This is a genomic window from Flavobacterium luminosum, from assembly GCF_023635005.1.
GTDB classification, from domain to species: Bacteria; Bacteroidota; Bacteroidia; order Flavobacteriales; family Flavobacteriaceae; genus Flavobacterium; species Flavobacterium luminosum.
This window is the reverse complement of record NZ_JAMLJM010000007.1, coordinates 16,948-40,108: the sequence shown is the minus strand read 5'-3', so window position 1 is coordinate 40,108 and position 23,161 is coordinate 16,948. Positions and strand designations below refer to the sequence as shown.

The window sequence follows — 23,161 nt, the reverse complement described above, 5'->3', positions numbered from 1 at the left end:
ATTTTCTTTTTTGTTGAAAACTTGTTATTTCATTACGACAAAAAACACCTATTTTTACTAAAAATTATTGGATATAAAATTTAGGAATAATGAGTGCAGAAAAAGAAGCCAAACTAAAAGCATTACAGCTTACCTTAGATAAATTAGACAAAGCCTACGGAAAAGGAACCGTAATGAAAATGGGCGACAAAGCCATTGAAGAAGTAGAAGTGATTCCTTCGGGATCCTTGGGATTAGACTTGGCTTTGGGGGTTAATGGTTATCCGAGAGGAAGAATCATCGAGATTTTCGGTCCGGAATCTTCGGGTAAAACTACCTTGACATTACATGCCATTGCCGAAGCTCAAAAAGCGGGTGGAATAGCAGCGTTTATTGATGCTGAACACGCCTTTGACCGTTTCTATGCACAAAAATTAGGTGTAGATATCGATAACTTAATCATCTCTCAGCCAGATAACGGAGAGCAGGCTTTAGAAATTGCCGAAAACCTTATCCGTTCTGGAGCCATCGATATTGTGGTAATTGACTCGGTAGCTGCCTTAACACCAAAAAGTGAAATCGAAGGGGAGATGGGGGATTCCAAAATGGGTCTTCATGCTCGTTTAATGTCACAAGCTTTACGTAAGTTAACGGCTACGATCAGTAAAACACATTGTACGGTTTTCTTTATCAACCAATTGCGTGAAAAAATTGGAGTAATGTTTGGTAATCCTGAAACGACTACGGGAGGTAACGCGTTAAAATTCTATGCTTCGGTACGTTTGGATATTCGTCGTTCGTCTCAAATTAAAGACGGTGAAAATGTTTTAGGAAACAGAACCAAAGTAAAAGTAGTAAAAAACAAAGTGGCACCTCCTTTTAGAACTGCCGAATTCGATATTATGTATGGCGAAGGGGTTTCTAAAACCGGTGAAATTTTAGATTTAGCCGTAGAGTTCGATATTATCAAAAAGGCTGGTTCTTGGTTTAGTTATGGAGACACTAAATTAGGACAAGGTCGCGATGCCGTGAAATCATTGATTAAAGACAACCCTGAGTTAGCCGAAGAATTAGAAATAAAAATAAAAGAGTTGATCAAACAACAAGAAAATTAAAGCAAGTAGCCATTCGTAAGAGTGGCTATTTTTTTTAAATCTATTTTTTGTAATTTTATGTAATCAATAATCGCAAATGAAATGAAAAAGTTTGTTTTCTTATGCCTGATTTTCTTGTCGGTGAGCAGTTGTGGTTTATGGGACGATGATAGTGTTCCTTATCATGGTGAAATTTTACCGGTAGAAAGTGCGGTACTCCCGACCGAATTTAAAAAGGATAGTGTCTATGAATTGCCTATTCGATATGTTCGTCCTACGACGTGTTACCTTTTCGATGGGTTTTATTACCAGAAAGATCTTAACGTTAGGGTAGTGGCTATTTATACTACTGTATTTGAACAAAAAGGATGTGTTCCACCTACGACGAATCCGGTGACTGAGATTTTAAAATTCAAACCTACTACTGAAAGCAGTTACATTTTTAAGTTTTGGAAAGGTAAAGATACCCAAGGACAAAATATTTTTGAAGAAGTAGAAGTTCCCGTAGTGCCGTAATCTTAAGTTTTACGTCAATTGGAGTGATTTCTGATTAAAAAATGTATCGAAAACTTGCACTATGTTTGTTTACAAAAAGTTCTCGATACATTTTTGTTTCCGTTGCACTCCACCAAAAACACTCGAACAGACGGGAAAGTCTTAACCATTCACAATTCACTGCTCACTATTCACTAAACGGAGAGTTCTCGATACATTTTTGTTTCCATTGCATTGCAACAAAAACACTCGAACAAACGGGTATGTCTTAACCATTCACCATTCACTAATCACTACTCACTAATTACTGTTTCTTCGCTTTTAGTGTAGTTTTCATATATGCTTTATCCGATTTCAATTCATGCAAGATAATGTCTCGAGCTTGTTCTCTTAATGCTTTTTTGTCGGAATCTTTTAATTTGTCAGTTTCCAAAAACGAATGAATTTTTACTCGAAGTCTTCCAGGAGCACCACTAAAAAAAGTATACGAAAAACGTTCTTTATTGTCGTAAAACGTCATAGGAACAATCGGGAGTTTGTGCTCTATGGCTAAGTTAAAAGCGCCACCTTTAAAAGAATCTAGCACGACACTTTCATCATCCGGAACTTTACCTTCCGGAAAAATACAAATACTCAGCTCTTGTCCAATTCTTCTTTGCGCATGTTCATAAACTTCAATTCTGCTCTTAGGACAGTCCCGATCTACGGATATGACCGCTCGTTTGTAAAAAAGACCAAAGATTGGGATTTTTTCCAACTCTTTTTTCCCCACAAACACAAAAGGATTCTTCACCACAGCCAGCATCAGCATGATATCGGTCATCGACGTATGGTTGGCAATAAACATATAGCTTTTGTGTGGTTTTATTTTTTGTTCTGCTTTTACGCTGTAGTAGAATCCTGATCCCCACAAAATAAAGTGCGCCCAAAAACGGGCTATTTTAAAGAAAAATGGGTACCAACTTTCTTTGGAAAGACTAAGGAGTACCAATGGAAACAGTACAATAATAGGAATAATGGCCAAGCAATAGAACCAAATCCGCCAAAGACACCAAAACAGTATTTTAAACAATCTCATAAATTTCTTTTAGTAACCCAGCGTCATGGCAGTGAATAGTCCTTGTTCCTGCTGTTCGCACTACGCGGTAGTTGCTGCCATCAGGGTTAGAGATCAAACATAAGGAATTTTTTAAACTTTTTTAGACTTCGCTTGAAATGCAGTCAAAAATTTTGACAAAAAAAAGTACCTTTGTGAAAATTAGAATAACAATGGCAAAAATACTTACGGGTGTACAAAGTACAGGGACTCCCCATTTAGGAAATTTGTTGGGCGCAATTATTCCGGCTATCGAAATGGCAAATTTACCCGAAAACGAATCGTTTCTTTTTATTGCCGATTTACATTCAGTAACACAAATCAAGAACGGAGATATTTTAAGAAACAATACGTATTGTGTGGCGGCTACTTGGCTAGCTTTTGGATTAGATATTAATAAAGTGGTTTTTTATCGCCAGAGCGATGTGCCACAAACTGCTGAGTTATCGTGGTATCTGAGTTGTTTCTTCCCTTTCCAACGTTTAACCTTAGCACATTCATTTAAGGATAAAGCCGATAGGTTAGACGATGTTAATGCGGGCTTGTTTACGTATCCGATGCTGATGGCAGCTGATATTTTGTTATACGATGCCGAATTTGTTCCAGTAGGAAAAGATCAATTGCAGCATTTAGAAATTACCCGTGATGTTGCGTCTCGTTTTAATCATCAAATGGGAGAAACTTTTGTGTTGCCCGAGGCTAAAATCGAGGAACATATCATGATTATTCCGGGAACTGATGGTGAAAAAATGAGTAAATCTCGTAACAATACCATTAATATTTTTTTAGATGATAAAGCGCTTCGCAAACAAATTATGGGTATCGAAACGGATAGTACTCCGTTAGAAGAGCCTAAAAATCCAGATACTTGTAATGCTTTTGCACTTTATAAATTATTGGCCACTCCGGAACAAACAGAGGCGATGAGAGCCAATTATTTAGGTGGTAATTATGGTTACGGTCATGCCAAACAAGCTTTGTATGAGTTGATAATTGATAAATTCGCAACAGAAAGAGAGCGTTACAATTATTACATGAATCACCTAGAGGAAGTAGATCAGTTGTTAAAAATAGGTGCCGAAAGAGCTTCTAAAGTAGCTGATGGAGTTCTGAAAAAAGTAAGAATAAAATTAGGTTTCGAATAAGATTCCCTAAAATATAAAATCCCAAGTTCTTCAACATAATGTCTACAAGAACTTGGGGTTTTTTATAATTTATTATTGTAATCCGTTCCAGCCTCTAGCTTTTAATTCTATTTTAGTATTGGCACGGGTAACCAAGTGCACGCCTTCACTAGCTTGAGTCATGTGACCAATTACAGTAAAGTGAGGATTCCCTTTAATTTTATCGAAGTCATCCATAGGAATGGTAAACAACAATTCGTAATCTTCTCCACCGTTTAGGGCGATAGTTGTACTGTCTATGTTAAATTCTTCACAGACGTTGATAAATTGAGGATCTAAAGGTAATTTGTCTTCATATAGATTACAACCAACATTCGATTGTTTGCACAAATGCATGATTTCCGAAGACAATCCGTCTGAAATATCAATCATAGCCGTAGGTTTTATCTCTAAAGCTTTCAATATTTCTGGAATATCCTGACGGGCTTCTGGTTTTAACTGACGTTCAATTAAATAAGTATAATTATCTAAATCCGGTTGATTGTTAGGATTCACTTGAAACACTTGTTTTTCTCTTTCTAGCACTTGTAATCCCATATAGGCAGCACCCAAATCTCCAGAAACTACCAATAAATCATTTTCTTTGGCTCCGTTACGATAAACAATGTCTTCTTCTTGAGCTTCACCAATAGCGGTAATCGATATTATTAATCCTTTTTGTGATGAGGTGGTATCACCTCCCACCACGTCTACTTTATACTGTTTAGCCGCCAAAGTAATTCCAGCATACAATTCTTCTAAAGCTTCTAACGGAAAACGATTGGAAACTGCTAAGGAAACCGTTATTTGTGTTGCCTTGGCATTCATGGCATAAATATCCGATAAATTGACTGTAACGGCTTTGTATCCTAAATGTTTTAAAGGCACGTAGGCCAAATCGAAATGAACACCTTCAATAAGTAAATCAGTCGAAATTACTGCTTTTTTATTGCCAAAATTCAAAACGGCAGCATCGTCACCAATTCCTTTCAGTGTCGATTCGTTTTTAATTTCAAAATGCTTGGTTAAATGTTCTATTAATCCAAATTCGCCCAATTGTGAAAGGCTGGTTCTTTGAGGGGTTTTATCTTCGATCATGATATGAGTTACAAAGTTTTAATATTGCAAAGTTACAAAGTAATAGTTCAAACAAAAACCCAATAACTTTTGTCATTGGGTTTGTTCAATATTTTATTTTTAAATCTCTTTAATCATTCAATTTAAGAACGGCCATAAACGCCGATTGAGGAATTTCTACGTTTCCTACTTGACGCATACGTTTTTTACCGGCTTTTTGTTTTTCCAATAGTTTACGTTTACGAGAAATATCTCCACCGTAACATTTTGCAGTTACGTCTTTACGCAAGGCTTTAATGGTTTCACGAGCAATAATTTTAGCTCCGATAGCAGCCTGAATTGGAATGTCGAATTGCTGACGCGGGATTAATTCTCGTAATTTTTCACACATTTTCTTACCGATGTTGTAGGCATTGTCTTCGTGAATTAACGCCGATAAAGCATCTACGTTTTGTCCATTCAACAAGACGTCCAAGCGAACTAGTTTGGAAGTACGCATTCCTATTGGGTGGTAATCAAATGAAGCGTATCCTTTAGAAACGGTTTTTAAACGATCGTAAAAATCGAATACAATTTCTGCTAGCGGCATATCAAAATTCAATTCAACACGTTCTGTAGTTAAATAGGTTTGATTGGTAATTAAACCTCTTTTTTCGATACACAAACTCATTACGTTACCCACGAAATCGGCTTTGGTAATGATAGTTGCTTTGATATAGGGTTCTTCTACTCGGTCTAGTTTTGAAGGTTCTGGTAAATCCGATGGGTTGTTTACCACAAATGGTGTTTCCGGATCTTTTTTGGTGTACGCCAAATACGATACGTTGGGAACCGTTGTGATTACCGTCATGTTGAACTCACGTTCTAATCGCTCTTGGATAATTTCCATGTGTAGCATTCCTAAGAATCCACAACGGAAACCAAATCCTAATGCGGCAGAACTTTCAGCTGTGAATACTAAAGAAGCATCATTCAACTGTAGTTTTTCCATGGAAGCGCGAAGTTCCTCGTAATCTTCAGTGTCTACCGGATATATACCGGCAAATACCATTGGTTTTACGTCTTCGAAACCTTGAATCATATTGGTAGTAGGAACTTTAGCATCGGTAATGGTGTCTCCTACTTTTACTTCTTTCGCTTCTTTAATACCCGAAATTAAATAACCAACATCTCCAGTAGATACTTTGTCTTTAGGAACTTGATTAAGTTTCAAGGTGCCAATTTCATCGGCAAAATATTCGTTGCCGGTAGCCATGAATTTAATTTTTTGACCTTTTTTAATCTCTCCATTTTTAACACGGAAAATAACCTCAATTCCTCTAAACGGATTGTATACAGAGTCGAAAATTAAGGCTTGTAAAGGTTCGTCTGGATTACCTTGCGGAGCAGGAATTTTTTCAATAATGGCTGCTAAGATATTTTCGACACCGAAGCCAGTTTTTCCTGAAGCGTGAATAATATCTTCTAATTTACATCCTAATAAATCGATAATGTCGTCACTTACTTCTTCTGGATTTGCACTAGGTAAATCGACTTTGTTTAGTACCGGGATGATTTCTAAATCATTTTCTAATGCTAGATATAAATTAGAAATGGTTTGTGCCTGAATACTTTGTGCAGCATCTACAATAAGCAAAGCACCTTCACACGCCGCGATAGAACGAGAAACTTCGTACGAGAAATCTACGTGACCAGGAGTGTCGATTAGATTCAAAATATATTGTTCGCCTTTGTAGGTATATTCCATCTGTATCGCGTGACTTTTAATAGTGATGCCACGTTCGCGCTCAAGGTCCATGTTGTCTAATAGCTGGGCTTTTTCTTCACGGGCTGAAACCGTTTGTGTGGCCGATAGTAATCGGTCTGCCAAAGTACTTTTTCCGTGGTCTATGTGTGCAATAATGCAAAAATTTCTAATATGCTTCATCTTCGTTCTTTGTCTGTATTTATCAGATTGTCAATAGTTGCGTACAATCTTTTGAAAAGCGTTTTTCAGGGCTTTTTAATCTGCAAATATAGTAAGGATAGTTTAGATTTTATTAGAAAACATTATGAGAGAATAAAAAAATAGACTAATTTTTTAGAAAAACTGATATTATATTTTAAGATAGGTCTTAAATTAAAAAGCACCTTGCATAAACAAGGTGCTTTTGGTTAAGAAAACCAATCATTGCAAACAATTTTTGTAGATTAAAAACTAAATATCTTAGTTAATAGACTAGGCTGTTTTTTCTTTGATTTATTTTTTTTTGGTACTGCTATTTCGCCATTTTCTATTCGAAATGATCTAAACTTAGCTAATTTCGCATTTGCATCAAATCGTACTTCTTCTATCGTTTTCATGTTACAAATATTTAGAGGTGTTTTTGGGGGATTTTAAAAAATTTTATCTATACTTAAATATATCAATGCATTATATTGACAGATCATTTTTTAATTGACTAAAATTTTCTACTGCAAAGATAATGAAAAATATTTTGTTTATTGTTTCCTTTAAAAGATTTAACAAAAAATTACCATGCAGTCTTATTTATTAAAGCTACCTTTGTTTTGTTAAAGAATTTAATGATACAGATGAAGACTAAATTAGAGTTATTAATAGAGAAGATTGACGTAAATGGAGGGATGATTTTTAATTCTGAAGGTGTCTTGTTTGAGTCCTATAATTTAGATTATCCGGGAAATATTTCGGCTATGTCAGCTATGATTCTTAATGTCTCTAAAGAACTATTTGAAAACTCAAACTTAGGTAAGGTTAATGAATTGATTCTTAAAGCGGATCAAGGACTTTTCTTTATTAAACATATAAATCAAGACGAATGGTTGACTTTGTTTACTGAAGATTTGAGTAAGATGGGACTGATTCATTTGAGTACACAAAATCTAGATTTTAGGAATTTAGAATCATGACAATTGATTAATCATATGTTGTAGATTTTGATTTTACAGGTCAATATGAAAAGTATAATAAATTTGAAAAAATAATCCATGTTCTTAGCATGGATTCGTGTTAAAAATAGAAATCTTTTTTGATGTAAAATCATGTATTCTGATAAGAAAGAAGTACATCATTAATTAAAAATCTTAGAAAATAATCCTGCTTTTTTGGTTGTTTTACCATTGGCAAAACGGTATTTTCTGAATTCGATTAACCTCTTTTCTAATTTTTTTCTTAAGTCGTGAAAATTTTTACTCTGTGTCATAAAATTCTTAAAATATAGTATACCAAATATAAAGATTTTTTTAAAAATTAGCACATTTTTCGAGTAATTTCTTGTAGTTTTTATCTATATTAGCAAAAACAAATTTAAAATAACCAACAAAAATGAAAATTAAATTAGATGCTTTAATTGAAAACATAGGAGTAGAAGCCGGACTGGTTTTCAATACAGACGGTGTGCTGTTAGAGTTTCAACAGCTTGAATATCCTGGAAATATAGCCGCCATGTCAGGGGTGCTTCTTACCATGTGTAAGGAACTTTTGGAAGATCTAAAATACGGAGTGACTAACGAATTGATTCTTCAAGGGGAAAAAGGCCTTTTTTTTGTGAAAAAACTAAAAAATGATGAGTACTTGGGGTTATTCACGAAAGATCCAAGTAAACTAGGATTAATCCATCTTAAAATGCAAAATTCACTATAAATAATAACTTAAAAAAAATTTTATGTCAGATTTTTTAACAACTTTTACAACAGATTTGAAAGATAACCTTGCTGGTTTTATTGGGGTGTCCGTTACAGAAATTAAAACCGGGATGTCTTTTGCTTCTCTATCCGTAGACCCTAATTTTGATCCTGAATTGGCTTCGGCCTACAATTTAGAGGTCGTTAAGGCTAAATTTAATGCTCTTAAGGCTCTAGGATTGGACCAAAAAATAGATGATATTTTAATTACCTTGTCCAACCAAATCCATATTATAGATCTATCGGACAATGGAGAATATTTCGTGTATTTAGCGGTAGATTCTTCGAAAGTGAATTTGGGAATGGCCAGAGCTACGCTGAAAAAATACAGCAAAGACATTGCAGGTAAATTGTAGAATAATACTATCTTTGCATCATAAAAAAAGCTGTAATTTTGCAGCTTTTTTTATTTGTAATTCATTGTAAAACAGAATAAAATGCCCAAAATTGGTTCTATAGAATTACCTGATTTCCCACTATTGCTGGCTCCTATGGAAGATGTTAGTGATCCGCCTTTTCGTCGTTTGTGTAAAATGCATGGAGCGGATTTAATGTATTCGGAGTTTATTTCTTCCGAAGGATTAATCAGAGATGCTATAAAAAGCCGTCAGAAACTCGATATCTTTGACTATGAAAGACCTGTAGGGATTCAGATTTTTGGAGGTGATGAAGAAGCAATGGCAATGTCGGCTAGAATAGTTGAAACGGTACAGCCCGATCTAGTCGATATTAATTTTGGTTGTCCCGTAAAAAAAGTTGTTTGTAAAGGAGCAGGTGCTGGAGTATTGAAAGACATCGACTTGATGGTTCGTTTGACTAAAGCTGTTGTGAAAAGTACCAATTTGCCGGTAACCGTTAAGACCCGTTTGGGTTGGGATGAATCGTCTATTAATATTGATGAAGTGGCGGAAAGACTTCAAGACGTAGGTATTCAGGCTCTAACGGTACATGCCAGAACAAGAGCACAAATGTATAAAGGACATTCGGATTGGTCTCATATAGAAAGAGTTAAAAATAATCCGAGAATTACTATTCCGATTTTTGGCAATGGTGATATAGATTCGCCTGAAAAAGCCTTAGAATACAAAAACAAATATGGTCTGGACGGAATGATGATAGGTCGTGCAGCTATTGGTTACCCTTGGATTTTTAACGAAATCAAACATTATTTTAAAACAGGCGAACGCTTACCGGTTCCAACTATAAACGATCGTGTGGAAGCTGCCCGTAACCATTTAATATGGTCCATGGAGTGGAAAGGGGAACGTGTAGGTATCGTGGAAATGCGTCGTCACTATACAAATTATTTTAAAGGAATTCCACATTTTAAAGAACATCGAAACAAATTAGTTACTTTAGATGATCATAATGCTTTGTTGCAGGTGTTTGATGAAATTGTTCAGGAATATACCGGTCAGTTATTATAAAGTTCCAAACCGTGAGATTTCTTATTTTTAATGCTATGTTTAGCTGGTAAAACAAGGGTGTTACAAAACGGATTTAATGATATAAGTAACAATGCCCCATATCATAAATTGGTTTTCTTCGCTTACTTTGATAGGTTTGTAATTTTCATTCTCAGGCATGAGGTATAGGCCGTTTGTATCGAGTTTAATTCGTTTTACGGTAAATTCACCATCAATAAAACAGATAGCAATCTTATTATTAGTAGCTTCCAGACTTCGGTCTACCACCAGAATATCTTTATCTTGAATACCAGCATTAATCATCGAATTTCCTTTTACACGGATGTAGAAAGTGGCCAGAGGATTTTTGGATAATTCTTTGTTTAAATCGATGCTGTTTTCCGAAAAATCAGCGGCAGGAGAGGGGAATCCAGCAGAAACTCCTTCTTTGATATACGGTATAGACATATCACTTTCGAGATCAGGTCTAAAAAAAGTAAGTTTATGATCGGTCGACATTGATTTCAAGGATTTCGTTAAAATTAGTAGTGTATTTTGGAGACAGATAATTCTGATTCATATCCCAAGTCAGGTTTAAATTCTGATTGGCCAACTTGATTTTTCGTGTTCCTATTTTTTGATTCAAGGAATCGATGGTTTTCATCAGTGACAAATGTTTAGGATTTTCTTCTTCAAACAAATGAAATTGTTTGTTATTCTCAGGGGTTAATCCTGTGACAATCACGCCCGCTTTTTTGAATTTAGCACCTTTGGTTTCAGCAAGAAGTTCTTTTAAAATACCAATAGAGGCGTTGGCAATGGTTAGCGAAGATTGTGTGGCAAATGGCAAGGTAACGGCTCTGTTAAAATAGTATTTGTCAGTTTTGTATTGATGTTTGTCAATCAGTAACATCACAATGATAGTCTGACAACAAGATTGTTGTTTTCGTAGTTTTTCGGCACAAACTGTCGCAAAGGTGGAAACACGCTCTTTGAGTGCGTCAAAATCTGACAGTTGTTTTGGAAAACTTCGGGTGACTGCAATACTTTTTTTATGTTCAGAGGCAGGCTCTAAACTTAACACCGATTTTCCTTCGAGTTCATGTTTTAAACGAAGTCCAATGACCGACATGTTTTTTCGTACCCAATCGTCCGAAAGCAAAGTAAATTGATAAGCCGTAAGAACATTATGGTTCTGAAGTCGCTGCGCATGTTTTCTTCCAATTCCCCAAACATCTTCAATTTTAGTCCATTGTAAAGCTCTGATTCTTTTTTCTTCTGTGTCTATGCAATAGACTCCTTTAGTGCGTTCCGGAAATTTTCGCGCTATTTTGTTGGCTACTTTAGACAAGGCTTTTGTCGAGGCAAAACCTACTGAAATTGGAATACCAACCCATTTTTGTACCCGATTTCTCATGAGGGTCCCGTAATCGTGAAAATTCGAAATCTGAATCCCCTCAAAATTCATAAAAGCTTCGTCAATACTGTAGATTTCCATGTGTGGGCTGAATTCGTTCAGAATCTGCATAACCCGATTGCTTAAATCACCGTAAAGTGCATAATTAGATGAAAAGACTTTGATGTTCTTTTGGGTCAAAAGTGATCGTATTTTAAATTCGGGCGCTCCCATAGGAATACCTAAGGACTTTGCTTCGTCACTTCGTGAAATTACGCAACCATCGTTGTTAGAGAGCACAACGATTGGTTTTCCAATGTATTGAGGTTGGAAAACACGTTCGCAGGAAGCGTAAAAATTATTACAATCGACTAAAGCATACATTTTGCAAAATTAAAGAATCTGGTCGTTACACCGTGTTTACAATTGTTAATTAAAATACAATCGCTCTAAGGTGTTTAGGCTGCAGAAGATATGTGGTTAACTTTGTGGTTATACACTTAAATCTATATCTTTGAAATATGATTTTAGTTACAGGAGCAACAGGATTAGTCGGTTCACATTTGGTATTACAACTGCTTGAACAAGGTCAGAAAGTAAAAGCATTATTTCGAAATGAAGCCAATAAGGAAAACGTTCGCAAGGTTTTTGAGTATTATCAAAAATCAGATTTATACGATCGTATCTTTTGGATTTCCGGTGATATTTTAGATATTCCTTCGCTCGAAGATGCTTTTCAAGGTGTAGATTACGTGTACCATTGTGCGGCCTATATTTCTTTTGAACCTAAAGAAGAAGAAAAGTTACGAAAAACCAATATCGAAGGGACAGCTAACATTGTAAATTGTTGTATCGATTTTGGAGTCAAAAAATTGTGTTATGTGAGTTCTATTGCCACTTTAGGTGATTTAAAGGAACACGAAACCATAATTACAGAAGAAACAGAATGGAATCCCGAAATCAGACATAGCGATTATGCTATTTCGAAATACGGAGCCGAAATGGAAGTTTGGAGAGGCGATCAGGAAGGTTTGGAAGTAGTGGTGGTCAATCCTGGCGTAATTCTAGGGCCTTTGTTCTGGAACACCGGTAGTGGTGAAATCTATGATCGTGTACAAAAAGGACTTTGGTTTTATACCGAAGGCGGAACAGGCTTTGTATCAGTAGACGATGTGGTTCGCGCCATGATAGCTTTGATGAATTCGGATAGTAAAGGACAACGATTTACATTGGTGGCAGAAACATTGACTTATAAAACTTTAATTGAACTGCTTGCGCATAAACTTAAAGTAAAAATGCCACGATTTTCAGCGCAACCATGGATGACCAGTGTAGCATGGTGTATGGATTATTTTTTGGGATTATTTGGCAAAAAAAGAATGCTTTCCAGAGACATGGCGCATACGTTACACCACGTAGAGTATTTTGATACATCAAAAGTGAAACAAACTCTCGGTATCGAATTTCAACCGATAGCGAATTATATTGAATCAAAATGATGTATTTACAGCCAACAAACCTACGCAACACGACCGTTCAATTAGTTCCTCTTGCGGAAACTGATTTTGAAGATTTGTATGCTTGTGCTTCGGATCCCGAAGTGTGGGAACAGCATCCTAATAAAGATAGATACAAGCGCGACGTTTTTGAGGTTTTCTTTAAAGGAGCACTCGAGAGTGGCGGTGCCTTTAAGATTGTTGCACTAGATTCCGATAAAGTAGTAGGAAGCACTCGCTTTTACGATTATAATCCGAAGGACAAAAGTGTGTTAATTGGGTACACTTTTTATGCCAAAGCCTATTGGGGAAAAGGTCTGAATCCTATGGTAAAAAGGCTAATGTTAGACTACGCGTTTCGTTTTGTAGATACAGTTTATTTTCATGTGGGTTCGCAAAACAAACGTTCACAGATAGCCATGGAACGACTTGATGCTCAGAAGATAGATGAACAACTAATAGAATATTACGGTGAAACACCGAAACTCAATTTTATCTATGAAATTAGAAAAGAAAATTGGGAGCAATCTTAATTATTGCTTGTTTGTTTTCTAGCTTTTGTGATAGAATCTTTTCGTTTTTTTTCTTCTGCTTTTGTCTCTTTCTGAACGATTTTATCAGCAGCTTTTTTTTCTGTGTCTAAGCGTTCGATCACACGATCAAACATTTTTTTATAATTCTCAACATCGGCAGAATAATAACGGTTGTTTTCTACAAATTGTAGGCTATCAATCTTATATTTCTGATAGATATACGTTTTAGGATTGATATTGTTTTCAGCCAATTTCTGTGGATTGTAACCTTTTAACGCTTGTAACAAAGCCAAATCGTATAAAATCGCTTCCATCGTTTCTTCTTCAATGAGTTTTTTGGGTTTTTCTACAGATTGGTTAGGATTACAACTCAAAAAAGGTACAGATAGGAGCAAAAACAATATTTTTTTCATCAAGTTATCGGTTAAAAGTCAAACGTTTTCCGTTACGGATTTCTTTTACTTTTTGGTTTTCATAAACCAAAGTTCCATTGACAAAGGTATGAGTAATTTTTGAACTAAATGTAGTACCTTCTAACGGAGACCAACCGCAATGGTATAAAATATTTTCTTTAGAGACCGTCCAAGGGTCGTTTGTGTTTACAATAGCGAGATCGGCGAAATATCCTTCTTTGATAAAGCCTCGTTTTTCTATTTTGAAAATTTTGGCAGGATTGTGTGCCATTTTTTCTACTATTTTTTCGATGCTAATCTTTCCTTGTTGATGCGCTTCAAATAAAGCTACGACAGCATGTTGTACCAAAGGTCCGCCTGAAGGAGCTGAGGTATAATTATGTGTTTTTTCTTCTAAAGTATGTGGAGCATGATCTGTAGCAATTACATCAATGCGATCGTCTAATAAGGCTTCCCACAAACCATCTTTGTCTTTTTGCGTTTTCACGGCAGGATTCCATTTGATTAGGGTTCCTTTGGTTTTATAATCTTCATTGGTGAACCAAAGATGATGCACACACACTTCGGCGGTTATTTGTTTTTCTTCCAATGGAATATCGTTTCTAAAAAGCTCCATTTCTTTAGCGGTAGAAAGATGGAAAATATGCAAACGAGCTCCAGTCTTTTTTGCCAGTTCTATCGCTTTGGAAGAAGAAAGATAACAAGCTTCTTCGCTACGGATTAGATGGTGAAATTCCATCGGGATATCGTCCCCGTATTTTTCTTTATAGATTGCTAAATTTTTTTTGATCGTGGCTTCGTCTTCGCAATGAACAGCAATGAGCATCGAAGTGTTGGAAAAGATTTTGGTTAGCACCTCTTCTTTGTCTACCAACATATTTCCAGTTGATGATCCTAAGAAAATTTTAATTCCAGCAACATTTTTAGGATTGGTTTTTAATACTTCCTCTAAGTTGTCGTTGGTGGCGCCCATCATGAAGGAGTAATTGGCATAGGATGTGTCGTAGGCAATTTGGTATTTTTCTTCTAGGATTTCCTGAGTAACCGCATTGGGAATCGTGTTGGGTTGTTCGATAAAAGACGTTACTCCGCCAGCCACGGCTGCTCTAGATTCGGAAGCAATGGTTCCTTTGTGGGTTAATCCCGGTTCGCGAAAATGCACCTGATCGTCTATGGCTCCTGGGATAAGATAATTGCCTTGTGCATCAATGATCTGACAGTTTTCAGGTGTAGGAAGATTTACTCCTACGGCTCGTATCCACTCGTTTTCAATTAAAACTTCGCCTTCGGTTATTTTTCCTTCGTTAACAATTTTTGCGTTTTTAATTAAAATCGAGCTCATAGTGTTGTGTGTTTTAAAGTCGGTTAAACATTTTTCGAATGCGAAGCATGATAACACCTAAAATGGCTTCGCGAATAATAGCACCACTCATTTTTGATTCGCCTTTGGTTCGGTCGGTAAAGATGATTGGTACTTCGATGATTTTAAAATGATTGACAAACGTTCGGTATTTCATTTCTATCTGAAAGGCATACCCGGTGAATTTAAGTCTGTCAAGGTTGATTTTTTCTAAAACTTGTCTCTGATAACAAATGAATCCTGCGGTAGCATCGTGGATTTCCATTCCGGTGATTAAGCGTACATAAACCGAAGCAAAATACGAAAGCAGCACTCTGTTTAAAGGCCAGTTGACTACATTGACTCCTGTTTTGTATCTTGAACCAATGGCCATGCCGGCTCCTTCGTTTTTACAAGCGTTATATAGTTTCTCTAAATCGTTTGGATTATGTGAAAAATCGGCATCCATTTCAAAGATATACTCATAATGGTGTTGTATAGCCCATTTGAAACCATGTACGTATGCGGTTCCTAATCCTGCTTTTCCTTGTCTTTTTTCTAAATGTAAAGCGTCTGGAAATTCTTTTTGAAGTTCAATTACTTTGTCTGCGGTGCCGTCGGGCGAATTGTCATCCACGATAAGAACATCAAATTTTTTAGGTAATGAAAATACGGCGCGAATGATGGCTTCGATATTTTCAATTTCATTATAAGTGGGTATTATGACAATTCCGTCTTGCATAGTATTAAAATCTGATGCAAAAATAAACTTTTTAGACAATGTGTCTCTTAAATAATTTATAATTAAGCGATCCGATTTAAAAATTGTATTCCATTGTCAGTAAAAAATAACGCGGTGTTACATTGGTTTGAGAAATATAAGCAGAATAATCGGTGTTGGATTTTTGTTGATAATACTTTTCGTTTAATAGGTTGTTCCCTAAAAGAAAGAAATTCATTTTGTCGGTCGCTTTGTATTTTAATTCCAAATCCATAAAATGACAGCGATTGTTGTTTTCTAAATCGGTTATAAATAAATCGGATTTAAGATTAGAACTCAATTTTTTAGAGATTCTTACTACAAAAAATAGCCTGATTTATTTTGCGGAAAAATTGTAATTTTGTCCTATGAAAAACTACGAATTGATTCCGCGAATTGTCGAAAATAAAGATTGGATAACAATAGTCCTCATTGTTACCATTGCGGTAGTGGTGGTTGCTAAAGCAGTTTTCGAAAACCGTTTCAGTGATTTTACAAATCTCCTTATTAGTGATAAATACCTTAAAGTTTATAAAGATCCCAGTAACTTAATGAGTTGGTTTACCATTTTGTTGTTTTTTGTACAGCTAGTATCGTTTTCGTTTTTTATTCAGCTGGTGTTAAGTTATTTTGGATATACCACTAAAACAAACTGGATCAGTTTTGTTCAGATTTTTACTTCGCTCAGTTTTTTTATTCTATCCAAGTTTCTAATCGAAAAAATTATAGCGACTTCATTCAATATTGAAAGTTTTATTGAACAGTTCAATTTGTTTAAAGTAAGTTATAGAACCTATATTGGGTTAGTCTTGCTTCCGGTGAACTTAGTGTTTTATTACACCAATTTGATGAATTCTTACATGATTATCGCTGTTTTGATTATCTTATTGATAATTAATATACTAACATACCTTGTTTCATTAAGAAATTATCAAAATTTACTTTCCGGCAAAATCTTTTATTTTATTTTGTATATTTGCGCTCTTGAAATTGCACCTTACTATTTCATGTATTATGCAATTACAAACCGATAATAGATTTTGAGATGTCTAATATGAAAGTGAAAACGATTTTAGTATCGCAACCTGAACCAAAAGTTGAAAATTCTCCTTATTTTGATTTACAGAATAAGCATAAGATAAAAGTAGACTTTAGACCTTTTATTCATGTAGAAGGAGTTCCGGCAAAAGAGGTTCGCGCTCAAAAAATTGATTTGAACAATTTTACTGCGATTATTTTAACTAGCAAAAACTCGGTAGACCACTTTTTTAGGGTTGCCGAAGAAATGCGCTACAAAGTTCCTGAAGATTTACGCTATTTTTGTCAAAGTGAGGCGATTGCTTACTATTTACAAAAGTACGTTGTTTACAGAAAGCGAAAGATTTATGTGGGTCAGAAAGATTTTGCAGACATGTCGCCGCTTTTTAAAAAATATAAAGACGAAAAATTCTTGTTGCCGTCTTCGGATCAATTAAACGCAGATATTCCTCAGACTTTAAATAACCTTAAATTAGATTGGACTCCTGGAACATTCTACAGAACGGTAATGAGTGATTTGTCTGATTTAAAGGATGTTTATTACGATGTGTTGGCTTTTTTCAGTCCAACAGGGATTAAATCGTTATTTAAAAATTTTCCTGATTTTAAACAAAACGAAACACGTATAGCAGTTTTTGGAAGCACTACACAAAAAGAAGCTTTAGAACACGGCTTGCGCATAGATATTATGGCTCCAACGCCAGAAGCACCTTCTATGACTATGGCTCTTGAAAAATATGTAGCCGAAGTTAATAAAGGTAAATAACAAAATTCCCGATGACAATCGGGTTTTTTTATGCATTTTATTTAAGTTTGAATTCAAAATGTAACAGTATGTCAACAAACGGAACCATCACCACTACTATAGAAAACAAAATAGCCACGATTACTTTTTCGCATCCAGCTAGTAATTCTTTTCCAAGTCATCAATTAAAGGCTTTAACGGAAGAGTTGAATGCTTTAGATGCTAATGACGACGTTACGGTTATTGTGTTGCAAAGTGCTGGAACAGGTGCTTTTTGCGCCGGTGCTTCGTTTGATGAGTTATTGTCTATTTCGAATTTAGAGGATGGTAAAATCTTTTTCAGTGGATTTGCCAATGTGATTAATGCTATGCGTTCTTGCAAAAAGATCATTGTAGGTCGCATTCACGGGAAAGCTGTAGGAGGTGGCGTAGGATTGGCTTCGGCTTGCGATTATACATTTGCTACCGAAGCAGCATCGATAAAACTTTCTGAAATTGCTATAGGAATTGGTCCTTTTGTTATAGAACCTGCTGTTTCTAGAAAAATCGGTAAATCCGCTATGGCAGAAATGACTTTGAATCCTACAGAATGGAAAACTGCACAATGGGCTTTTGAGCATAAATTATACGCGCAATTGTTTGCCAACGAAAGAGAAATGGATGCGGCCTTACTTGAATTTGCTTTGCAATTAGCCAATTATAATCCAGAAGCCTTGACTGAAATGAAAAAGGTTTTGTGGGAAGGAACCGATCATTGGGATGAATTGTTGTACGAACGTGCTGCAATATCAGGGAAATTGGTCTTAAGTGACTTTACTCGCAAAGCGCTGAGTCAATTCAAAAAGAATTAATTAATTCGTTGGGTTCAATTCGAGTGTTTTTGCGCAATGAAATGAAGCAAAAAAAGTATCGAGAATCATTAAAAATCAGGTCTTCTTCTCGATTTTTTAATTTCCGCTTTTGATTTCTTTCGACTTAATCGCTTTTCGACGGCTCCTTTTGGAATTTTAGTAGCTTTTCGTGGCTTTTGTTTCAGTAACGATTTTTCCAAAATTTCAAAAAAGCGCTTGGTTACAATGGTTTTGTTTTTAAATTGACTTCGTTCTTCGTCACAACTAAGGTTTAAAACAAAATCTACGGTCAATCTGTTGGCTAGTTTTTGTTTGATTTGTTCTTTTTCGTCGTTATTTAAACCAATGGAATCTTCTACAGAAAAAGACAAAAGTACTTTACTGGAAACTTTATTCACATTTTGTCCTCCGGCTCCACTGCTCCGAACCGCTTTGTACTGTAACTCCGATAAAAGAATTGCTTTATCCACGAGGTGTCGGTTGATGGGTTGGTTTTAATAAGTCATTCACGGTTTTTACCGGATTAAAGGTTTCTATGGGCACTTCTACAAAAAGTGTGATCCAATTGGCCATACTACCATTCCAAAGCCCTGGTAATTCATAAGCTTTGTATGTTTTTCCGTTTTTACTTTTCTCGACTACAAAACCGGTTTCTGGATCTGTATATTCTAGTAAATTAAACTTTTCACCACGGTAGTTTTTAGTACCACAAACTAAATCTACTGGATTAAAATGGGTAGCACTATTAAAAAGTTTTATTTGTGACGGATTGTCTACATCTATTTGGGCAGATTCAACGATTTGTAACGATTTACCTCCGTTTTTCTCTTTTACCCAAAATGGACCACCACCCGGTTCTTGTTCATTTTTTACCATTCCACAAACTCGAATAGGTCGGTTTAAAATAGATTGTAAGAGTTGAATCTTTTTTTCGTTTTTAAGTTCTTCGAAAGTATCCGGTAATGTGATAAATAACTCTGTTTCGACAAAACGTGCTATTTTGTTGATTGAGTCATTGCTTATTTCTGAATCTTCCAAAAGATTAAGATAGTCGAAAATTTGCTGTTGCTTTTCAATTAAAAGTCCTCCTAATGCTTTTTTATATTTGGCAATCGAAAGAGTATTGTTATGACTCACATTGTCAATGTTTTTCACGAAAATAATATCCGAGTCTCTTTCATTCAAGTTGTGTAGCAAAGCGCCGTGACCTCCAGGTCTAAAAACTAAACGATTGTGTTCATCCTTTAGCGTCGCTAATTGATTGTCTAACGCAATGGAATCGGTTATAGGATTTTGGAAAGAATAACTGTAATTGATTGTTTTTTCAAATTCATTTTCGAAAATCCCTTTTACTCTGTTGATAATTTCATTGAATCCTGATTCGTGTTCTTCAGATATCGTAAAATGGATGGTTGCTTTTGAGCCATTGGTGGCATAAGCTACCACTTCTTTCAAGTGTTCTTCTATGGGCGTAATAATTTGTTCTTCGTACTTATGAAAAGGCAGTACCGCTTTAGGTTTGTTCAGATAATCAAAAAAACCATCGTTTAGCAAAGTTTCGATAAAAAGAAAGTTTTTTCGATCTCTTGAGAACGACTGAAAATTGGGGTATTTGTTTTTTAAATAATTATTGACTTCATGAAAGAAAGGAAATTTGTCTATGGCTACAAGAAATGTATTCAATTGATTGTTTTTCGTGCGATTCACATAGCCGTTGATGGTTTCTTTTTCTGGAAGGAATTCATGTAGAAAATCCGAAAGGAATTTAAACATTCTGCTCGCCGCACCCGATGCTGGGACAAATTTTTCTACTGTATAGTGACCAATTTGTTTGTCAAAAAGCGAAGAGTAGTTTTCAAAGTCGTCTTCCGAAAATTGAATAATGCCATCGTTGATAGCAGCGGGTTTTTCTAAGGTTATTTTAGGAATTCCTGTTTTTATATTTTGAATTTGATTGACAATATAATCAATGTTTTTTTGTTGATGGTAAAGCGCTACAAAGTCGTGGCTGGTTAAACCTGCTTTTTTTGCTTTTTCTAAATCGGTAACAATTTCGATGGCTTTTTCGAGACGTTCTTGCTCGTTGCCCGAAATTTTAATATAGGGTTTATTATATTCGATTAAAGCCTCTTCAAAAATCGTAAAAGAACGATCTCTGTACTCCTGACTATCGCGTAATCCGTCATTTTGCCAAGGAACATCAATATCGGTTAAAAAAAACAAATCGTATTCGTGTAAACGAGCTGCTTCTTCTAATTCGGCCGAACAATGATGATAGTAAATGTCTGAAAATACTTTTGTAACTAAAGCATTCGTGTCGCAAAATAGGAATCGGTTGGCCTTTTTCAAGGCTTCGTTTTCCAATTGGGTTTGTCCTATGGCTATTGGGAGTAGATCCGATTCCTCGCAAATAGTGTTGTATTGTTCTAATTTTTCCTCAAGATATTCTCGTGCATATTCTTCCACGCAAACGGTGTTAAAATGTTGCGCCAACTCTCTGCAAAGGGTAGTTTTTCCGGTGCTTTCCGGACCGTAAAGTGTAATTTTAATTATTGAAGTTTCTTGCTGTCTAAGATCTTTCTCCATTCTAAGTAAGCCAAAATGGCTAATATTGTAAAAATTAAATATTGTAACGATAACATTCCCAGACCTCTATAGGCATATAATGGAATGACAATAATATCTCCAATAATCCATAAGGTCCAGTTTTCAATTTTCTTTTTGGCCATATACCACATGCCTGTAAAGAAAATGCCGGAAGCAAAAATATCAAAATAATTCTCTGTTTTAATTTCGTAATCAAAGTATTTATAAATGCTTAACACTACCAATACAGTGAGGATAAACAAAACTATTCCGAAAAATTTTTCTGAAGTGTTGGTTCTGCTGATTTCCAGACTCTCATCGTCTTTGTTTCTAGACCAATTCCACCATCCGTAAATACTCATGATTGAAAAATATAAGTTAATCATCATGTCTCCCAAATATCCAGCTTGCCATAACAAATAGACGCTAATAACGGTGGCTATTAATCCGGTAGGATAGACCAAGATATTTTCTTTTTTAGCGTACCATACACTGATTATCCCAAAAAAGAAAGCGACTAATTCGAGTATAATTTGCCATAACGGAGCATTCTTGTAAGCGTTTAAAAAGAAATCTATCATAGTTTTGAAAAAAAGTTAATATCGTTTTCGAAAGCAGTGCCAATTACGACTAGGTCCGCTCCAGCTTCGAAGGCTTGCGAGATGCCTTCATGAGATCGGATTCCGCCACCGACGATAATAGGTACCGTTGTATTTTTTGAAACTTTTTCTATTACTTCTAAAGGAACTGGCTGTAGTGCACCACTTCCTGCTTCTAAATAAATCAGTTTATTGCCAAGATATTCACCTGCTTGTGCCGTTTGTAACACATAATCTGCGTTGTTTCGGTCTAAAGGATTGGTTTGACTTACTCGTTCCACCGCAGTTTTTGTCCCGCTTTCAATCAAGATGTAACCGGTCGAAATGATCTCTAATTCAGTTTTCTTCAAGATGGGCACGGCATTCACTTGGTGTTCTATTAAATAATCTGGATTTCTTCCGGAAAGTAAGGTTAAGAACAAAATGGCATCCGCTTCTTTGGAAATTTGCGAGGGATTTCCAGGGAATAAAACGATGGGTAAGTGGCATTTCTTTTTTAACAACACAATTAATTCGTCAATTATGTCCGAAGCAACGATACTGCCGCCAACAAAAAGATGCGTTGCCGGGGTTTGGTTGATTTTGTCAGCCAGAGTCGCAGCATTTTTCAAGTCTATTTTGTCGGGATCTAGCAAAATAGCGAGTTGTTTTTTGTTTTCGGCTTTTGCCTTGAGGAGATTCGAATAGATATTTTTCATTATTTTTTTTTCATGGCACATACAAAAACATAGTCTTCCACTAGATCAAAGGCTATATCGAAATCTTCCACAGAATTATTAAAATGCAATTGAGCAGTACATTTTTTGTCTTTCAATTCGAATGGAGCTTCAAAGATGTGTTTCGGAAAACTGATTCCTTTTTCGTTTTTTAGTTTAAAGATGGCTTCTTTTATTCCCCAAATGACGGTGGCTTTGTGAATTTGATCTTCTTCTGTAAGATTTTCCAAATGAGAAACATCCATGAATCGAGAAGCAATTTTAAGCACCTTTTCTTTGGCTTGTTCTAAATCGATACCCACATTTTCATTGCTGAGGATTATTGCTGAAAAACCCAACGCATGAGAAATAGAAATGTGTTTGCCATCTTGCAAATGAGGCTTGCCAAATTCATCGTAAAACAAATCAAAATCGGTATAACCACAATGTTGCAATAGCATTCGAACCGATAGAAAAGCGTTTTGATGTGTCTCCGATTTCATTCCATCCAATCGTGCCAGAGAGACATCTTTTAAACTTACTTTTCGATACAAATCGTTATAGTCTTCGGTGATTTTCCAAAGAAATAATTCTGTTGTTTCGTTGATTTTGACGCTTTTATAGAAAGACATTACGGTTTAAAATTTCATTCAACTGAAAATTAATATGTTATAAAGTTTAAACAACTATTAAAAATTAGTTATACGTTGTCAAAT

At 35.6% G+C, this 23,161-nt stretch carries 27 protein-coding genes; 12 read left to right on the top strand and 15 right to left on the bottom strand.

Annotated elements, in window-relative coordinates; all coding sequences use genetic code 11:
* Positions 1 to 89: 89 nt before the first annotated feature.
* Together recA and NAT50_RS09470 are read left to right on the top strand one after the other, a co-directional pair.
* Positions 90 to 1,094, top strand: coding sequence for a recombinase RecA (gene recA / locus NAT50_RS09475; protein ID WP_250593037.1), 1,005 nt, complete (start codon positions 90 to 92; stop codon positions 1,092 to 1,094).
* Between the two features lie 81 nt (positions 1,095 to 1,175).
* Positions 1,176 to 1,589 (top strand): hypothetical protein, encoded by a 414-nt coding sequence (locus tag NAT50_RS09470; protein WP_250593036.1) that lies wholly within the window; start codon positions 1,176 to 1,178, stop codon positions 1,587 to 1,589.
* 283 nt (positions 1,590 to 1,872) lie between these two features.
* Here NAT50_RS09470 and NAT50_RS09465 read toward each other — a convergent pair whose 3' ends face one another.
* The gene (locus tag NAT50_RS09465) at positions 1,873 to 2,646 is read right to left on the bottom strand and encodes a lysophospholipid acyltransferase family protein (RefSeq protein ID WP_250593035.1); all 774 of its coding nucleotides are present in this window, start codon (positions 2,644 to 2,646) and stop codon (positions 1,873 to 1,875) included.
* A gap of 191 nt (positions 2,647 to 2,837) precedes the next feature.
* Between NAT50_RS09465 and trpS the strand changes: the two genes are divergently transcribed.
* Positions 2,838 to 3,809 carry a tryptophan--tRNA ligase gene (gene trpS / locus NAT50_RS09460; protein ID WP_250593034.1) on the top strand — a complete coding sequence of 324 codons (972 nt, stop codon included), beginning with the start codon at positions 2,838 to 2,840 and terminating at the stop codon, positions 3,807 to 3,809.
* Positions 3,810 to 3,881: 72 nt separating this feature from the next.
* Here the strand turns inward: trpS and thiL are convergent, their stop codons facing one another.
* From thiL to NAT50_RS09445, 3 genes are all read right to left on the bottom strand, one after another.
* Positions 3,882 to 4,925: a thiamine-phosphate kinase gene (thiL, locus tag NAT50_RS09455; protein ID WP_250593033.1), complete on the bottom strand. Its 1,044-nt coding sequence runs from the start codon at positions 4,923 to 4,925 to the stop codon at positions 3,882 to 3,884.
* A 109-nt stretch (positions 4,926 to 5,034) separates the two neighbouring features.
* Complete coding sequence (lepA, locus tag NAT50_RS09450) at positions 5,035 to 6,831, bottom strand: translation elongation factor 4 (RefSeq protein ID WP_250593032.1); 1,797 nt, start codon at positions 6,829 to 6,831, stop codon at positions 5,035 to 5,037.
* A gap of 263 nt (positions 6,832 to 7,094) precedes the next feature.
* On the bottom strand, positions 7,095 to 7,247 hold the full coding sequence (locus tag NAT50_RS09445) for a hypothetical protein (protein ID WP_250593031.1): 153 nt from the start codon (positions 7,245 to 7,247) through the stop codon (positions 7,095 to 7,097).
* Positions 7,248 to 7,478: 231 nt separating this feature from the next.
* On the opposite strand from NAT50_RS09445, the gene NAT50_RS09440 reads away from it, so the two are divergent.
* The 4 genes from NAT50_RS09440 (at position 7,479) to dusB (ending at position 10,015) form a co-directional block, all read left to right on the top strand.
* Positions 7,479 to 7,814 (top strand): roadblock/LC7 domain-containing protein, encoded by a 336-nt coding sequence (locus NAT50_RS09440; RefSeq protein ID WP_250593030.1) that lies wholly within the window; start codon positions 7,479 to 7,481, stop codon positions 7,812 to 7,814.
* A gap of 415 nt (positions 7,815 to 8,229) precedes the next feature.
* Entirely contained in the window at positions 8,230 to 8,547 is a 318-nt protein-coding gene (locus NAT50_RS09435) for a roadblock/LC7 domain-containing protein (RefSeq protein ID WP_250593029.1), read from the top strand.
* 22 nt (positions 8,548 to 8,569) lie between these two features.
* Complete coding sequence (locus NAT50_RS09430) at positions 8,570 to 8,944, top strand: hypothetical protein (RefSeq protein ID WP_250593028.1); 375 nt, start codon at positions 8,570 to 8,572, stop codon at positions 8,942 to 8,944.
* 81 nt (positions 8,945 to 9,025) lie between these two features.
* Positions 9,026 to 10,015: a tRNA dihydrouridine synthase DusB gene (dusB, locus tag NAT50_RS09425; protein ID WP_250593027.1), complete on the top strand. Its 990-nt coding sequence runs from the start codon at positions 9,026 to 9,028 to the stop codon at positions 10,013 to 10,015.
* Between the two features lie 60 nt (positions 10,016 to 10,075).
* Here the strand turns inward: dusB and NAT50_RS09420 are convergent, their stop codons facing one another.
* Both NAT50_RS09420 and NAT50_RS09415 read right to left on the bottom strand, forming a co-directional pair.
* A complete protein-coding gene (locus NAT50_RS09420) occupies positions 10,076 to 10,513 on the bottom strand; it encodes a LexA family protein (RefSeq protein ID WP_250593026.1) in 438 nt (145 codons plus the stop codon).
* Positions 10,497 to 11,774: a Y-family DNA polymerase gene (locus tag NAT50_RS09415; RefSeq protein WP_250593025.1), complete on the bottom strand. Its 1,278-nt coding sequence runs from the start codon at positions 11,772 to 11,774 to the stop codon at positions 10,497 to 10,499. Before NAT50_RS09415 ends, NAT50_RS09420 begins: the two co-directional genes overlap by 17 nt.
* 137 nt (positions 11,775 to 11,911) lie before the next feature.
* On the opposite strand from NAT50_RS09415, the gene NAT50_RS09410 reads away from it, so the two are divergent.
* A complete protein-coding gene (locus tag NAT50_RS09410) occupies positions 11,912 to 12,889 on the top strand; it encodes an NAD-dependent epimerase/dehydratase family protein (protein ID WP_250593024.1) in 978 nt (325 codons plus the stop codon).
* Positions 12,886 to 13,419 (top strand): GNAT family N-acetyltransferase, encoded by a 534-nt coding sequence (locus tag NAT50_RS09405; protein ID WP_250593023.1) that lies wholly within the window; start codon positions 12,886 to 12,888, stop codon positions 13,417 to 13,419. Before NAT50_RS09410 ends, NAT50_RS09405 begins: the two co-directional genes overlap by 4 nt.
* On the opposite strand, the gene NAT50_RS09400 is transcribed toward NAT50_RS09405, so the two are convergent.
* The 4 genes from NAT50_RS09400 to NAT50_RS09385 form a co-directional block, all read right to left on the bottom strand.
* Positions 13,416 to 13,832 (bottom strand): DUF4296 domain-containing protein, encoded by a 417-nt coding sequence (locus NAT50_RS09400; RefSeq protein WP_250593022.1) that lies wholly within the window; start codon positions 13,830 to 13,832, stop codon positions 13,416 to 13,418. The two genes, NAT50_RS09405 and NAT50_RS09400, sit on opposite strands and share 4 nt — an antisense overlap.
* A gap of 4 nt (positions 13,833 to 13,836) precedes the next feature.
* Positions 13,837 to 15,174, bottom strand: coding sequence for a dihydroorotase (locus NAT50_RS09395; protein ID WP_250593021.1), 1,338 nt, complete (start codon positions 15,172 to 15,174; stop codon positions 13,837 to 13,839).
* A 13-nt stretch (positions 15,175 to 15,187) separates the two neighbouring features.
* On the bottom strand, positions 15,188 to 15,913 hold the full coding sequence (locus NAT50_RS09390) for a polyprenol monophosphomannose synthase (protein WP_250593020.1): 726 nt from the start codon (positions 15,911 to 15,913) through the stop codon (positions 15,188 to 15,190).
* 76 nt (positions 15,914 to 15,989) lie between these two features.
* Positions 15,990 to 16,232 carry a TonB-dependent receptor gene (locus NAT50_RS09385; protein ID WP_250593019.1) on the bottom strand — a complete coding sequence of 81 codons (243 nt, stop codon included), beginning with the start codon at positions 16,230 to 16,232 and terminating at the stop codon, positions 15,990 to 15,992.
* Between the two features lie 67 nt (positions 16,233 to 16,299).
* Between NAT50_RS09385 and NAT50_RS09380 the strand changes: the two genes are divergently transcribed.
* The 3 genes from NAT50_RS09380 (at position 16,300) to NAT50_RS09370 (ending at position 18,565) form a co-directional block, all read left to right on the top strand.
* The gene (locus tag NAT50_RS09380; RefSeq protein WP_250593018.1) at positions 16,300 to 16,965 is read left to right on the top strand and encodes a DUF4271 domain-containing protein; all 666 of its coding nucleotides are present in this window, start codon (positions 16,300 to 16,302) and stop codon (positions 16,963 to 16,965) included.
* Between the two features lie 20 nt (positions 16,966 to 16,985).
* Positions 16,986 to 17,735, top strand: coding sequence for a uroporphyrinogen-III synthase (locus NAT50_RS09375; protein WP_250593128.1), 750 nt, complete (start codon positions 16,986 to 16,988; stop codon positions 17,733 to 17,735).
* A gap of 68 nt (positions 17,736 to 17,803) precedes the next feature.
* Positions 17,804 to 18,565, top strand: coding sequence for an enoyl-CoA hydratase/isomerase family protein (locus NAT50_RS09370; protein WP_250593017.1), 762 nt, complete (start codon positions 17,804 to 17,806; stop codon positions 18,563 to 18,565).
* 68 nt (positions 18,566 to 18,633) lie between these two features.
* Here the strand turns inward: NAT50_RS09370 and arfB are convergent, their stop codons facing one another.
* Genes arfB through NAT50_RS09345 form a run of 5 tightly spaced genes read right to left on the bottom strand, consistent with a single transcriptional unit; the run spans position 18,634 to position 23,077 of the window.
* Positions 18,634 to 19,035 carry an alternative ribosome rescue aminoacyl-tRNA hydrolase ArfB gene (gene arfB / locus NAT50_RS09365; protein ID WP_250593016.1) on the bottom strand — a complete coding sequence of 134 codons (402 nt, stop codon included), beginning with the start codon at positions 19,033 to 19,035 and terminating at the stop codon, positions 18,634 to 18,636.
* Positions 19,028 to 21,151: a DUF4301 family protein gene (locus NAT50_RS09360; RefSeq protein WP_250593015.1), complete on the bottom strand. Its 2,124-nt coding sequence runs from the start codon at positions 21,149 to 21,151 to the stop codon at positions 19,028 to 19,030. The genes arfB and NAT50_RS09360 overlap by 8 nt, the downstream gene beginning before the upstream one ends.
* Complete coding sequence (gene pnuC, locus NAT50_RS09355) at positions 21,115 to 21,732, bottom strand: nicotinamide riboside transporter PnuC (RefSeq protein WP_250593014.1); 618 nt, start codon at positions 21,730 to 21,732, stop codon at positions 21,115 to 21,117. The genes NAT50_RS09360 and pnuC overlap by 37 nt, the downstream gene beginning before the upstream one ends.
* Positions 21,729 to 22,448 (bottom strand): phosphoglycerol geranylgeranyltransferase, encoded by a 720-nt coding sequence (locus NAT50_RS09350; protein ID WP_250593013.1) that lies wholly within the window; start codon positions 22,446 to 22,448, stop codon positions 21,729 to 21,731. The genes pnuC and NAT50_RS09350 overlap by 4 nt, the downstream gene beginning before the upstream one ends.
* Complete coding sequence (locus tag NAT50_RS09345) at positions 22,448 to 23,077, bottom strand: 4'-phosphopantetheinyl transferase family protein (RefSeq protein ID WP_250593012.1); 630 nt, start codon at positions 23,075 to 23,077, stop codon at positions 22,448 to 22,450. The genes NAT50_RS09350 and NAT50_RS09345 overlap by 1 nt, the downstream gene beginning before the upstream one ends.
* Positions 23,078 to 23,161: the final 84 nt, after the last annotated feature.